This is a genomic window from Streptomyces sp. NBC_01341 (genome assembly GCF_035946055.1).
Lineage (GTDB): Bacteria > Actinomycetota > Actinomycetes > Streptomycetales > Streptomycetaceae > Streptomyces.
In genome coordinates this window covers 580,476-593,176 of the sequence record NZ_CP108364.1, presented here as the reverse complement: position 1 = coordinate 593,176, position 12,701 = coordinate 580,476, and the positions used below count along the sequence as shown (strand labels likewise).

Genomic DNA, 12,701 nt, shown 5'->3' with positions numbered 1-12,701 from the left:
CTGTGTCCGGCATGTCGCAAGTAGCGGCGATATGGGTGCCGTTGAGAAGTGGGTGATGCATGGGGCGCGTGCGCACACCGTCCCGCAGGGCAGTACTGTGCGCCCCATCGCTAATCAGCGATGAACTCATATGGAGGAAGAATCCATGACCATACCCAGGAGATCGTTGCGGGGCGCGGGAGTAGTCGCGGCCGCTGCGGTTGTCGGCCTGGCAGGCGGAGTCCTCTCCGCCGCACCGGCCGCAGCTCACACCCCCACCTGGGCCGTGACCTGCTCCGAGGTGACGCTCAACCTGACTGCCTACTCGGACAAGGTCACCAACGAGGTGACCGTTTCCGTGGTGGACGGTAAGGAGCTGCTCGCGACGACCAAGTTCGGCCGTAGCTTCAGCACCCAGACTCCGCTGGCGCTCCCTGCGCACGACAAGGAGCTGACAGTCCGCCTGGTCGTCAAGGCCGGCGACAGCGACAAGTACTCGGTCGACGAGACGAAGCAGGCCCCCGTATGTGAGGGCAGCACCCCGTCGCAGACGCCGACCGAGACCGCGCCCACCGAGCCGCCGGCCACCAAGCCGCCGGTCGCCGAGACGCCCGAGCCGAGCGCCACCCCGAGCGAGACCGCCACTGAGGCCGCGCCCGCTCCGGCCGAGTCCAGCAGCACCGCTCCGGACCTGGCCGAGACCGGTTCGTCGTCCGCCACTCCCGTCATCGGTGGAGCCGCTCTCGCGGTCCTGCTCGCCGGCGGTGGCATCCTGTGGTCCGTCCGCAAGCGCCGCACCGCGCAGAACTGACGTACTCCAGCACCGCGGTCCGAGGGCGGACATAACGCCTGGGGCCGGACGGGGGCGCACCGCATCGATCGTGATGCGGTGCGCCCCCCTCGCGTTCCGTCGGAGGCCGCGGAGGCGGCCAGGGGGCGTCAGAGGCCGGGTTGCTGACCGATCTCGCACCAGACGGCCTTGCCCTCCCCCCGAGGTTCGATGCCCCAGCGTTCCGCCACGGCGTCGAGGAGCAGCAGACCGCGCCCGGTGGTCGACGTCTCTCCGGGTGCGCGGCGCCGCGGCCAGACGCTCGAGCGGTCCTGGACCGAGAGCCTGATGCGCCGCACCGGCTCGGGCAGGACCTCCAGCGTGAGCACCGCCCCGCCCTCCGTGTGAAGAAGGACGTTCACCAGCAACTCGCCGGTGACCAGCACCGCGTCGTCCGCGAGCACGGCGAGCCCCCAGTCCGCCAGTGCCTGGCGCACGATGGACCGGGCCTCCGAGAGCCCCTCGGGATCGGCCTGGTGGATGTACTGATGCAGCCGCGGAGCACGTGGGGACCCCAGGTCGGGGCTGCGCCTCAGGACCAGCAGAGCCACATCGTCCCCGGAGCCCCAGCGCTCCCACAACCGGTCCGACAGGTGGTCGGCCAGCGCTTCGGCGCCGTCGGGTCCCTCGCTCACTTCATGGATCAGGGCCGCGATCCCTGAATCCACATCGGCCCCCGGTTCCTCCACGAGCCCGTCCGTGTAGAGGACGAATGTCTCGCCAGGCACCAGGTCGAGGCGGGTCTCGGGGAACTCCTCGTCCCAGAACTCCGACGAGATGCCCAGCGGCAGCCCTCCGCGCACCTGCGGGACTCCCACCCTCCCGTCGGTGTGTCTGATCAGCGGACCGAAGTGCCCTGCGCGTGCCACGCGCACCGCGCCCGTCGCGAGGTCCACCTGGGCGTAGGTGCAGGTGGCGAACCGGTCGGTGTCCAGCTCGGAGAGGAACCGCGAGGCCCTGGCCAGTACGGTCGCCGGAGGATGGCCCTCGGCGGCGTAGGCGCGCAGTGCGATGCGCAGCTGCCCCATGATCGCGGCGGCGTGCGTGTCGTGCCCCTGGACGTCGCCCACCATGACGCCGTACCGGTTCCTGGGGAGAGTGATCACGTCGTACCAGTCGCCTCCGACCTCACGTCCGCTCCACGCCGCGTGGTAGCGGACCGCGATCTCCCCGCCCTCGATCTCCTGGATGCGGCGCGGGAGCATGGCCGACTGGAGGCCCGTGGCGAATTCACGTTCCTCGTCGAAGAGGATGGCCCTCTGCAGTGACTGGGCGACGATGGCGGCCAGGCCCAGGCAGAGGATGCGCTCGTCCTGGCTGAACACTGTGCGATCGCGGTAGAACAGGGCGAGGCCGCCGAGGGGGCGGGCCTGGGCGACCAGGGGGAGGTAGGCCGCGGCGCGGAAGTTCAGTTCACCGATGTGTGGCTGGAGCACCGGGTAGCGCTGGGCCAGCGAAGCGAGCGAGGTGATGAACCGGGGGCGTCCGCTGAGGATCGTGTCGCCCAGGGGGAGTGTGGCGTCCAGCTGCCCCGAGCCCAGCCCCTCCAGGACCTCGACAGAGTCTCCGCTCAGCGCGATGATCCGGAGCGTGGAATTGTCCACCAGGCCCAGAGCCAGCCCGTCCGCACCGATTCCGACCAGGCCGCCCGGGCCGGTGAGTGCGGCGGTGACGTCGTCCACCGTTACCGCACGTGACAGGGCTGTGGTGGTGCTCTCGACGATGTTGGTCTGGCGCCTGCGCCGCTTTTCGAGATCCAGCACGAAGGCCGAATGGGTGACTTCGGCCGTCGCGTCCCGCACCACACCGATGACGCGGTGGGCCCGGCCGTTCTCGTCCCGCAGGATCCGCGCCTGCACATGCGTCCACTGGAGGGTCCCGTCCTCCAGCGGTACCTGGAAGTGGATGCTGTAGGAACCGCTTCCGCCGGCGATGGCCTCCTCGATGGAGAGGTCGAGGCGGGCACGTTCCGTGGCGTCCAGCCGGTCGATCACGGTCGACGGCCGCGCGTCGAACGTCGCGGGGTCCAGGCCGAAGACCAGGAGGCCGGAATCGTCGATGTCCAGGGTCCTGGCGTCCAGATCCCATTCGAAGCTGCCCGTACGGTTCAGGGCGAGACGCTCCTCGGTCCCCGTCTCGCCGACGTGGCGCCCGTCGAAACGGAGCCGCGACGTGGAGTCCTCTGCTCGCCGTGAAGAGTCGGTCATGCGCGCTCCGGAGGTTGTCCGGCGGGGCTGCCGGACGTCGCGGCCCGTAGAAGTCAATTGTCGAGCCCGTGGTGCGTGAGTGCCACAGCGGTTTCACAGGCGACCCGGCGCATGAGCCCTGCGGGCGCCGTCGCAGAATGGCACGCAGAGATCGTCCACGGCCGACCGGAGCGCACACATGAACGACGACGAGCCCGTCCTGCTGCATACCGAGGGCCGCGTTCTGCACATCACCCTCAACCGTCCCCGCGCACTGAACGCACTCACCCACAGCATGGTGTGCCACATCGACGACGCGCTCACCGGCGCGGCCGGTGACGAAGCCGTCGTCGCCGTCGTCATCAGGGGCGCCGGTGACCGCGGTCTCTGCGCAGGCGGTGACATCCGTTCGATCTACGAGGACGCCCGCGCGGGCCGTCGTGCCTCCGTGGACTTCTGGCGGGACGAGTACCGGCTCAACGCCCGGATCGCCCGGTTCCCGAAGCCGTACGTCGCCCTCATGGACGGGATCGTGATGGGCGGCGGGGTCGGGGTGTCGGCGCACGGGGGCGTACGCGTCGTCACCGAGCGCTCACGTGTCGCCATGCCGGAGACAGGCATCGGGTTCGTCCCGGATGTAGGCGGTACCTACCTTCTGTCCAGGGCTCCGGGCGAGCTGGGTACGCATCTGGCGCTCACGGGGCGCGCCGTCGGCGCCGCCGACGCCATCCTGTGCGGGCTGGCCGACCACTTCGTCCCGTCGCACAGCCTCGCCGGCGTCACCGAGGCGCTGTCGCGGTGCACCACGCCCGACGAGGTCACGGAAGCGGTGCACCGGTACGCCACCGACGCCCCGGAAGGGGAGCTGGCGGCCCAGCGTGAGTGGATCGACGCCTGCTACGCGGCGGACACGGTGGAGGGGATCATCGACCGGCTGACGGACTGCGGGCTGCCCGCGGCCAAGGAGGCCGCCGCCATCCTGCACGCCGTGTCACCCACTGCTCTCAAGGTGACCCTGGCCGCCGTACGCCGTGCGAAGCACCTGAACAGCCTCGAAGCCGCTCTCGACCAGGAGTTCCGTGTCTCCTGCAGGGCGTTCGCGGGACCCGATCTGGTGGAAGGCGTACGGGCCCGGATCGTCGACAAGGACCGCAATCCGCAGTGGAGCCCCGCAGCGCCCGGTGACGTCGCCGAGGCCGACGTCGCCCGGTACTTCGAGCCGCTGGGCGATCAGGAACTCGGGCTCTCCGCCTCCTGACCGGGGCGGCCGTTCGACGCGCACGGCGCCCCGGGACCGCGCCGCGCGCGTCGAAGCGCGGGCCCGTGTTCGGCGGCCGAAGTGGCACGCGTGACCGGAGAGACCGGTCACCCGCGTGCCACCACCGGCCGCCTCGTACGCGCGCGCCACCACCCCGCCGCCACGCACGCCTACCACTGACCCATCGGCTCACCTGCGTACGGGCGGTCAGCCGGCCTACACGCGTGCCACCAGCCCGTCAGCTCACACGTACCGGCAGCCGGTCGGCCGCTTCGTCCCAGGCCGCGACGTCCCCTTGCGGGGCGTAGTGGCGCAGTTCCTGGGTGCGGGCGACCAGCCGCCTCATGTCAGCCGGTCCGCCCACCAGTCCGTGCGCCCGCGCCTGGAGCAGCACGTTGCCGAGCGCGGTCGCCTCGGCGGGGCCCGCGGTGACCGGCAGCCCGGTGGCGTCGGCGGTCCACTGGCACAGCAGTTCATTGCGTGAGCCACCCCCGACCAGGTGGATCCGGGTCAGGTCCCGGCCCGCCAGCTGTGCCGCCTCGTGCAGCGTCCTGCGGTGCGCCAGCGCCAGACTCTCCAGGACGCATCGCACGTAGCCGCCCCGGCCTTCCGGCAGATTCTGTCCGGTCCGGATGAGAGCGGCGTCGATCCGTGAGGGCATGTCACCCGGCGAGAGGAAGAGGGGGTCGTCGGGGTCGATCACCGCGGCGAACGGCCGGGCACGTGCCGCGTCCGCGAGCAGACCGGAAAACGACGTCGCCGCACCGTCCCGTTCCCACGTACGGCGGCACTCCTCCAGCAGCCACATACCCATGATGTTGCGGAGATAGCGCACCGTTCCGTCGATCCCGCGCTCGTTGGTGAAGTTCGCCGCCCTCGACGCCTCGGTGAGCACGGGCGCGTCCAGTTCGAGACCCGCCAGCGACCAGGTGCCGCACGACACGTACGCGAACCCCGGCTCCGTGGCCGGGACCGCGGCGACCGCCGACGCGGTGTCGTGCGAGGCGACCGTGGTCACGGGTGTGCCGTGGGGGAGTCCGGCGAGTTCGGCGACATGGGGCAGCAGGGTGCCCGCACTCTCACCCGGCTCACGAAGCGGTGGGAACAGCGACCGGTCCAGGCCGAGCCGCTGGATCAGCGCGTCCGACCAGGTGCCGGATCGCGCGTCGAACAGACCGGTCGTGGACGCGTTGGTCACCTCCGCGCCCACCGTCCCGGTCAGCCAGTACACCAGCAGGTCGGGCATCAGGAGGATCGTCCGGGCCGCTTCCCACTGGGCTGTCGCGCGGTGTGCGGCGAGCTGGAAGACGGTGTTGAAGGGGAGGTGCTGCAGACCACCGATCCCGTACAGTTCCCGCGCACCGATGTGCGTGAGCACCTGCTCGGCGGCGGGAGTGTTGCGCCCGTCGCGGTAGTGGAACGGGACTCCAAGGAGCGCTCCGTCGGAATCCAGGACGCCGTAGTCGACCGCCCACGTGTCGATGCCCACCGAGGCCACGGGACCCGTTCGGGCCGCGGCCCGCAGCCCCTCCAGCACGCCCTGGTACAGGGCGAGTACGTCCCAGCGGAGCCCGTCGGGGAGCCGCACGGGGGTGTTGGCGAAGCGGTGTGTCTCCGTCAGCACCAGCTCGTCGGCGCCGACCCTGCCGGTGATGACCCGGCCGCTGGTGGCCCCCAGGTCCACCGCGGCGAAGACCGGGTCGTGTCGTGAAGTCGCAGGCATGGAATCTCATCCGATCCGAACTGAAGCCGCGCCCCGGATGCGTCGAACAAGCACCGGGACGCGGCGGAGTGACACCGGGTCAGCGCAGGAACGCCGCTGCCACACCGGCGTCGACGGGAACATGGAGGCCGGTGGTGTGGGTGAGTTCCCCGCCCGTCAGGGCGAAGACCGCGTTGGCGACGTGCTCCGGCAGTACCTCGCGCTTGAGGATCGTGCGCTGGGCGTAGAACTCACCCAGCTTCTCCTCCTCGATGCCGTACGTCGCGGCGCGCTGGGCTCCCCAGCCCGCCGCGAAGATGCCGGATCCACGCACCACGCCATCCGGATTCACACCGTTGACCCTGATTCCGTGTTCGCCCAGCTCGGCGGCCAGCAGGCGGACCTGGTGTGCCTGGTCCGCCTTCGTGGCCGAGTAGGCGATGTTGTTCGGGCCCGCGAACACGGCGTTCTTCGAAGCGATGTACACGATGTCGCCGCCGAGCCCCTGCGCCGTCATGACCCGTGCTGCCTCGCGGGAGACCAGGAACGAACCCCGCGCCATGATGTCGTGCTGCAGGTCCCAGTCCCGGGCCGTCGTCTCCAGGAGCGGCTTGGAGATGGAGATCCCGGCGTTGTTGACGACCAGGTCCACCCCGCCGAAGGCGAGGGCCGCGGCTTTGAAGGCATCAGCGATCTGCTCCTCGGCTGTGACATCGACCGTCACGGCGACGGCCTTGTCCGCGCCTCCGAGCTCCTCGGCCACGACTGCGGCGCTCTCGCCGTTCACGTCCGCCACGACGACGCATGCGCCTTCCGCGACCAGCCGGAGAGCGATGGCCTTGCCGATGCCCGATCCGGCGCCCGTGACCAGCGCGACCCTCGTGGCCAGCGCCTTCGGCTTCGGCATCCGGCGGAGTTTCGCCTCCTCCAGCTCCCAGTACTCGATGCGGAACTTCTCGGACTCCTCGATCGGTGCGTAGGCGGAGACGGACTCGGCGCCCCGCATCACGTTGACGGCGTTGAGGTAGAACTCCGCGGCGACTCGGGCCGTCTGCTTGTCCTTGCCGTACGAGAACATCCCGACACCGGGCACCAGCACGATGGCCGGGTCCGCTCCGCGCATCGCGGGTGAGTCCGGCGAGGCATGGCGCTCGTAGTACGCCCTGTAGGCCTCCCGGTACTCCCCGTGGAGCACCTCCAGCCGGGCAACCGCCTCCTCCAGTGGGGTATCCGCCGGCAGGTCGAGGACGAGTGGGCTCACCTTCGTGCGGAGGAAGTGGTCAGGGCAGGAGGTGCCGAGGGCGGCCAGCCTCGGGTGTTCCGCGCGTGACAGGAAGTCCAGCACCGGCGGCGCGTCGGTGAAGTGCCCCACCTGCGGGCGGTCCGTGGAGGCCAGACCCCGGATCACCGGGGCGAGTGCGGCGGCCCGTTCCCGGCGGGCCTGCTCGTCCAGGGCCCCGTATCCCTCCAGCACGGGACCGAACGGTTCGGCCCTGCCGTGCTCCTCGAGGAACGTCTCCGCCGTGCGGATCATCCAGAGGGCGTTGCGTTCGCATTCCTGCGAGGTGTCGCCCCAGGCGGTGATGCCGTGCCCGCCCAGGACGACGCCTACGGCCTGCGGGTTGGCCTCCTTGACGGCGGCGATGTCGAGACCGAGCTGGAAGCCGGGCCGGCGCCACCCCACCCAGGCCACCTTGTCGCCGAAGCAGTCGGCCGTCAGCTTCTCGCCGTCGGCGGCGCACGCGAGGGCGATGCCGGAATCCGGGTGCAGGTGGTCGACGTGGGCCGCCTCTACCAGCGCGTGCATCGCCGTGTCGATGGACGGAGCGGCGCCGCCCTTCCCGTGCAGGCAGTAGTCGAACGCATGGACCATCTCGTCCTCGCGTTCCACCCCCGGGTAGACGGCCTTCAGCGCACGCACGCGGTCGAGCCGGAGCACGGCCAGACCGGCCTCGGTCAGCGTCCCGAGATCGCCGCCCGATCCCTTGACCCAGAGGAGTTCGGCCTCGCCGCCGGTGACGGGGTCGGTCGCCGTCGCCTTGGCCGAGGCATTTCCACCGGCGTAGTTGGTGTTGCGGGGATCGGAGCCGATCCGGTGGGCGCGCTCCAGGAGCGCGGCGACTTCGGAGTGCGTCGCGGACGTCATGAGGTTTCCTTCGGAAGACGGGACGGGCGGCGGGTGCGGCAGGCCGGCAGGGAACGGGACTCAGGCACCCCAGCCGGCCTGCCGCCCTCCGACACGGTCGGCGGCGATGCGCTCCTGGTTGCCGGAGGCGAGGTAGGCCGCGAACGGATCCCGCGCCAGGCCGAGTTCCTCGCGTACGTCGGCGAGCAGCGGACGGACGTCCGTGTTGAAGGCATCCATCAGCACACCGTTGGAGGCGAGCACATCACCGGATCGCTGAGCCGTGGCCAGCGCCTCGGCATCGATCAGCAGTGCCTTCGCGGTCGCCTCCTGCACATTGGTGACCGAGCGGATGACAGCGGGGATCTTGGCCTCGATGTTGTGGCACTGGTCGAGCATGAAGTTGACGTTGGTCTCGGGCCGGAGGCCGCCGTTCTTGACCACCTCGTGCATGATCCGGAACAGCTGGAAGGGATCCGCGGCTCCGGCCATGAGGTCGTCATCGGCGTAGAAGCGGGAGTTGAAGTCGAACGCGCCGAGCTTTCCCTCCCGCAGGAGGAAGGCGACGATGAACTCGATGTTGGTGCCGGGCGCGTGGTGTCCGGTGTCCACGACCACCTGGGCCTTCGGGCCCAGCTTCAGGCAGTGCGCGTACGAGGTGCCCCAGTCCGGGACGTCGGTCGTGTAGAAGGCGGGTTCGAAGAGCTTGTACTCCAGCAGCATCCGCTGGTCGGCTCCGAGCCGGGCGTAGACCTCGGCCAGCGCTTCGGCCAGCCGGTCCTGGCGGCCCACGATGTCGTCCTGGCCCGGATAGTTGGTGCCGTCCGAGAACCACAGCTTGAGGTCGCGTGAGCCGGTGGCGTCCATGATGTCCACGCACTCGAGCAGGTGGTCGGTCGCCTTGCGCCGGACCTTCGCATCGGGATGGGTGACCGAGCCCAGCTTGAAGTCGTCGTCCTGGAAGACGTTGGAGTTGATCGCGCCGATGCGCAGCCCCAGCTCGTCGGCGTAGCGCGTCAGCGCCGCGTAGTCCTCGACCCTGTCCCACGGAATGTGCAGCGAGACCTTCGGGGCTACCCCGGTGCAGGCGTGCACCTGCGCCGCGTCCGCCAGCTTCTCGAACGGGTCGCGGGGGACTCCGGGCTGGGCGAAGACCTTGAAGCGCGTTCCGGAGTTGCCGTAACCCCAGGACGGCGTCTCGATGACCTGAGACTTCAGAGCTGCCTTGACGGCCGACACATCAGACATGAACACCTCGTAAGCAGAGTCATCCGGCGACCGGTCAGGATCGGGATGTGAATCGTTTCATCCGCAACGTACGCTAGGTTTGGGCCTCGCTGCTAGTCAAGCTGCTGAGCAACTTTCTTCCTGATTTGAATCAATTCATCGCGCCTCGTCCGGGGCCTCGCGGGCCCGCCCGGATTGACAGGTGACCAAAAGGTCACATATTTTGGGACGCATGGACGCAGTGTTCAAGGCTCTGGCGGATCCCACGAGGCGCGGGCTGCTCGACGAGCTGTTCCGCGAGGACGGACAGACACTGGGTGCGCTGGAGGCCCGCTTCGAGATCACGCGATTCGCTGTGATGAAGCACCTCAAGCTGCTGGAGGCGGCGGGGCTGGTCGTCACGCGAAGGCGGGGCCGGGAAAAGCTCCACTTCCTGAACCCGGTGCCCATCCGGCTCGTCCACGACCGGTGGGTGAGCAAGTACGCGGAGCCCTGGGCCGCCGGGCTCAGCGGTCTCAAGAGTCGACTGGAGAATCCCATGGAGAAGGTCTTCGAGATCTACATCCGCACGACGCCCGAACGCCTCTGGGAGGCGATCACCGATCCCGAGATCAGAAGCCAGTACAACTTCGGGGCGCGCATCACCTCGGACTGGACCGAGGGATCGACCTTCGAGATGAGCGCACCCGGTGCGCCCGGACCGCTCGGAGAAGGGCGGAACCTGGAGGTCGACCCGCCGCGCAGACTCGTCCAGAGCATGGTCGCGCTCTGGAGCGACGACGTGAGGAGTGAGGGCCCCACCCGCGTCACGTGGGAGATCGAGCCCGTCGGCGACTCCTGCCGTCTCACCGTCACCCATGACGAGCTGCGCGAGGGCGCCAACGACGAGCTGTACGGCGGTTGGCCGATGATCCTCTCCGGCCTGAAGACCTGGCTGGAGACCGGTGAACGGCTCACCACACCCGGGTCCCTCATGTACACCGGCCAATAGGTACGCGCACGGGCGCACACCCGGCCCCGCTCCCGTCGGGAGCGGGGCCGGTGCCCGGACCCGTCAGCGGTCCGAACCGGTCAGGCTCGGCAGGAGCTCCCGGACGAGAGCGAAGAACCTGCCCTCGTTGCCCGCGAGGCCGGCGCTGTGCAGGGCCTCGTCCGCCTCCTGTATCGGCGAGGCGAGCAGCGGCATGTACAGCGGACCGTCGGCCGGGTCGGCGAGCGCGGCGCGGGTGGCGGCCAGTAAACGGATGTAGGCCTGGGCAGCGGCCCTTTCTGCTTCCTGCATCTCAGCATCTCCCGGTCAGAGGTGTCGGACCGTCAAGCATCCCCCATGGGTCTGACAGTGCAGCTGTAGGCGGCATCGCGCGGGGGTATGACACCGGTGTTGCAGGTGACGATGGAGGAGTTCGACTTCACTGCTTCCAAGCTCCGGGCGCCCAGCGACTGGGATCCCCTCTTTTCCCGCCCTGTCGTCGCCGAAGCGCTCCTGGACGGGCCGACCGACATCAGCCGCCGGAGCCGAAAGCCGGCCCCCTCTACGAACGTTCGGAAGTCCGCAGCCGGCAGGAGCTCCGTACCGTCGCCCACGTCGAACCACGTCACGACGGTGGTTCGACTTCGAGGAAGCGCCGCCCGCGCGGCCCTCGGTAGAGCAGGGCCGTCCAGCCGAGTCGCCGCAGCACGTCGGTGCAGCCGGCCAGCGCCTCCGCCTCGGCGTGCGCGGCTCCGCCACCCGATGGCCCCACCCAGTCCACTCGCACAAAGCCGGGTCGGCCGTTCTCGCACACGCGATAGCCCGTCGCCGTCCGCTCGCCGGACGGCCCGACCGCGGACGGGGCTGTTCCGGCGGCTTCCAGTGCCAACGCCACGGCCCGGACCGGCCGGTGAAGCTCCCACGGGGCCGGCGCGCCTTCGGGGTCCGCGAGTCCGCTGTTGGTCAGACGCCTGATCTGGAGCATCCCCTCGTACGCCGTCCGTACCTCCCCGGCGCGCGTGCCCCCAAGATCCGCTGCCGCCGGGCCGTCCCCGGTCGCGGGCTCAAAAACCCGCTCCTGCGCAGTGCCCATGTCCCGCCCTCTCACCGGTGACGACCTCCGGGGCCAAGTGTGCGCCCGCCCACTGACATCGGTCTCCCGCACCTGGCACCTCAGCCAGGTCCAGCTGAACGCGGCGAAGGGGAACGGAGCCACCCGGCTGCCCCCTCGCTGACCCGCCCCGCGCACTGGGCCTCGGGCAGGTCCTGAGCGGGCACGGGCACGCGGGTCAGCCCGTGGACTCCCGGTGGTCCGCGTCGACGTAGCCCAGCATCCGGTTCATGGCGATGGCCTTCGTGTTGGCGGCGTGATGCACCGTGCGTACGCGGTGTACGCCACACAGCCCGGCGAAGCCGATTCCGTGGACCTTCATGGCGACGGCGGCTCCCGTACGCCGGTGCTCCCGGCGCACCCCCGTCATCTCGTTGTACACATATCCCGACGCCCGCCGGTCCGAGGTGGCAGCCATGCCCGCCCATGCGCCGTCAGGCGTGAGAGCCAGCACGATTCCGCGCGGATCGAACGCGGGCACGTCGACGCGCTCCCGTACGTACGCCTCGTACGTGTAGAAGGGTCCCCGGCCCGGGATGTCCGCGGCACAGTCCCTGTTGAGCTCGTACAGACGACGACGGTTCGCTGCGCTGTCACCCACCTCTGCGTACGTCGTCAGTCTCAGTCCGGCCGACCGGCAGCGGTCCGTGTACGGCGCCCAGCGGTCCACGTCGAAGAGACGTACGTCCAGTTCCAGAGCAACCCACGTCTCAGCCACCGTGCGGGCCCTCCGGGGCGAGCCCGGCGTCCTGCTCCAGGGCCGCCTTGAGCCGGATCAGCGTCGTTCGGATGTTTCCGCGCTGGAACTCGGCGAACGTGTGGCCCCGCGTCGCGACCCGGTCGAACGCGTCGGCGAGGAAGTCCGGCCACGCACGCCGGTTGTCCGTCCACGTCTCCGTGACCCGTGTGGCACCGTCGACCGCCTCGAAGCGGTACTCCCACAGAGCGATGGGCGCCCGGAGCCGCGGGCGTCGTGCCCCGATCGCGTGCACGCGGAAGGCGAACCGCCTGCCCGGGTCGGCGGCGGTGACCGTGCACCGGGTCGTCCAGCGGAAGGAACCGCGCTTGTTCCGGCCTTCGAAGACCATCCCGACATACGAGCCCCGACGCTCGCCGAGCACCCGTGCGCCCCTGTTCTCGGGGCTCCAGCGACCCATCGCGGTGGGATCGCTGAGCTGTTCGTACACGACGGAGGGCTCGGCCCGGATCAGGATGCTGTCCGACACGGACATGGTGCGGGGCATGGGGTCACTCCTGTCCTCGGCCGGCGTGACCCGAAGGGAGCCGGACGGATCATCTGCGAACGCGTGACGG

General features: G+C 69.9%; 11 protein-coding genes. 3 read left to right on the top strand and 8 right to left on the bottom strand.

The genetic code is table 11. The annotated features are described in order from the left end of the window. Positions 1-145: 145 nt before the first annotated feature. A complete protein-coding gene (locus tag OG206_RS02585) occupies positions 146-790 on the top strand; it encodes an LAETG motif-containing sortase-dependent surface protein (RefSeq protein ID WP_327111730.1) in 645 nt (214 codons plus the stop codon). 128 nt (positions 791-918) lie between these two features. Here OG206_RS02585 and OG206_RS02580 read toward each other — a convergent pair whose 3' ends face one another. Next, on the bottom strand, positions 919-3,015 hold the full coding sequence (locus OG206_RS02580; RefSeq protein ID WP_327111727.1) for a SpoIIE family protein phosphatase: 2,097 nt from the start codon (positions 3,013-3,015) through the stop codon (positions 919-921). 178 nt (positions 3,016-3,193) lie between these two features. Between OG206_RS02580 and OG206_RS02575 the strand changes: the two genes are divergently transcribed. Beyond that, complete coding sequence (locus OG206_RS02575; protein WP_327111725.1) at positions 3,194-4,252, top strand: enoyl-CoA hydratase/isomerase family protein; 1,059 nt, start codon at positions 3,194-3,196, stop codon at positions 4,250-4,252. Positions 4,253-4,490: 238 nt separating this feature from the next. Here the strand turns inward: OG206_RS02575 and OG206_RS02570 are convergent, their stop codons facing one another. The 3 genes from OG206_RS02570 to rhaI form a co-directional block, all read right to left on the bottom strand. Further along, positions 4,491-5,975, bottom strand: coding sequence for a rhamnulokinase (locus tag OG206_RS02570; protein ID WP_327111723.1), 1,485 nt, complete (start codon positions 5,973-5,975; stop codon positions 4,491-4,493). A gap of 79 nt (positions 5,976-6,054) precedes the next feature. Continuing rightward, positions 6,055-8,100 carry a bifunctional aldolase/short-chain dehydrogenase gene (locus OG206_RS02565; protein WP_327111721.1) on the bottom strand — a complete coding sequence of 682 codons (2,046 nt, stop codon included), beginning with the start codon at positions 8,098-8,100 and terminating at the stop codon, positions 6,055-6,057. A 60-nt stretch (positions 8,101-8,160) separates the two neighbouring features. Then, complete coding sequence (gene rhaI / locus OG206_RS02560; RefSeq protein WP_327111719.1) at positions 8,161-9,327, bottom strand: L-rhamnose isomerase; 1,167 nt, start codon at positions 9,325-9,327, stop codon at positions 8,161-8,163. Positions 9,328-9,538: 211 nt separating this feature from the next. Between rhaI and OG206_RS02555 the strand changes: the two genes are divergently transcribed. Continuing rightward, positions 9,539-10,297: an ArsR/SmtB family transcription factor gene (locus tag OG206_RS02555; protein WP_327111717.1), complete on the top strand. Its 759-nt coding sequence runs from the start codon at positions 9,539-9,541 to the stop codon at positions 10,295-10,297. Between the two features lie 63 nt (positions 10,298-10,360). Here the strand turns inward: OG206_RS02555 and OG206_RS02550 are convergent, their stop codons facing one another. The 4 genes from OG206_RS02550 to OG206_RS02535 all read right to left on the bottom strand — a co-directional run bounded on the left by OG206_RS02550 (position 10,361) and on the right by OG206_RS02535 (position 12,631). Then, on the bottom strand, positions 10,361-10,588 hold the full coding sequence (locus OG206_RS02550) for a hypothetical protein (RefSeq protein ID WP_327111715.1): 228 nt from the start codon (positions 10,586-10,588) through the stop codon (positions 10,361-10,363). Between the two features lie 313 nt (positions 10,589-10,901). Further along, positions 10,902-11,369 (bottom strand): hypothetical protein, encoded by a 468-nt coding sequence (locus tag OG206_RS02545; protein ID WP_327111713.1) that lies wholly within the window; start codon positions 11,367-11,369, stop codon positions 10,902-10,904. 196 nt (positions 11,370-11,565) lie between these two features. Next, positions 11,566-12,105, bottom strand: a complete 540-nt coding sequence (locus OG206_RS02540; protein ID WP_327111711.1) for a GNAT family N-acetyltransferase — start codon at positions 12,103-12,105, stop codon at positions 11,566-11,568. Next, positions 12,098-12,631: an SRPBCC family protein gene (locus tag OG206_RS02535; protein ID WP_327111709.1), complete on the bottom strand. Its 534-nt coding sequence runs from the start codon at positions 12,629-12,631 to the stop codon at positions 12,098-12,100. Before OG206_RS02535 ends, OG206_RS02540 begins: the two co-directional genes overlap by 8 nt. Between the last annotated feature and the right edge of the window lie 70 nt (positions 12,632-12,701).

What these genes read in the sequence shown, in the direction of transcription:
- OG206_RS02585 (WP_327111730.1), top strand. Translation starts at nt 146, where the DNA reads ATGACCATACCCAGGAGATCGTTGCGGGGCGCGGGAGTAGTCGCGGCC.
- OG206_RS02580 (WP_327111727.1), bottom strand. Translation starts at nt 3,015, where the DNA reads ATGACCGACTCTTCACGGCGAGCAGAGGACTCCACGTCGCGGCTCCGT.
- OG206_RS02575 (WP_327111725.1), top strand. Translation starts at nt 3,194, where the DNA reads ATGAACGACGACGAGCCCGTCCTGCTGCATACCGAGGGCCGCGTTCTG.
- OG206_RS02570 (WP_327111723.1), bottom strand. Translation starts at nt 5,975, where the DNA reads ATGCCTGCGACTTCACGACACGACCCGGTCTTCGCCGCGGTGGACCTG.
- OG206_RS02565 (WP_327111721.1), bottom strand. Translation starts at nt 8,100, where the DNA reads ATGACGTCCGCGACGCACTCCGAAGTCGCCGCGCTCCTGGAGCGCGCC.
- rhaI (WP_327111719.1), bottom strand. Translation starts at nt 9,327, where the DNA reads ATGTCTGATGTGTCGGCCGTCAAGGCAGCTCTGAAGTCTCAGGTCATC.
- OG206_RS02555 (WP_327111717.1), top strand. Translation starts at nt 9,539, where the DNA reads ATGGACGCAGTGTTCAAGGCTCTGGCGGATCCCACGAGGCGCGGGCTG.
- OG206_RS02550 (WP_327111715.1), bottom strand. Translation starts at nt 10,588, where the DNA reads ATGCAGGAAGCAGAAAGGGCCGCTGCCCAGGCCTACATCCGTTTACTG.
- OG206_RS02545 (WP_327111713.1), bottom strand. Translation starts at nt 11,369, where the DNA reads ATGGGCACTGCGCAGGAGCGGGTTTTTGAGCCCGCGACCGGGGACGGC.
- OG206_RS02535 (WP_327111709.1), bottom strand. Translation starts at nt 12,631, where the DNA reads ATGCCCCGCACCATGTCCGTGTCGGACAGCATCCTGATCCGGGCCGAG.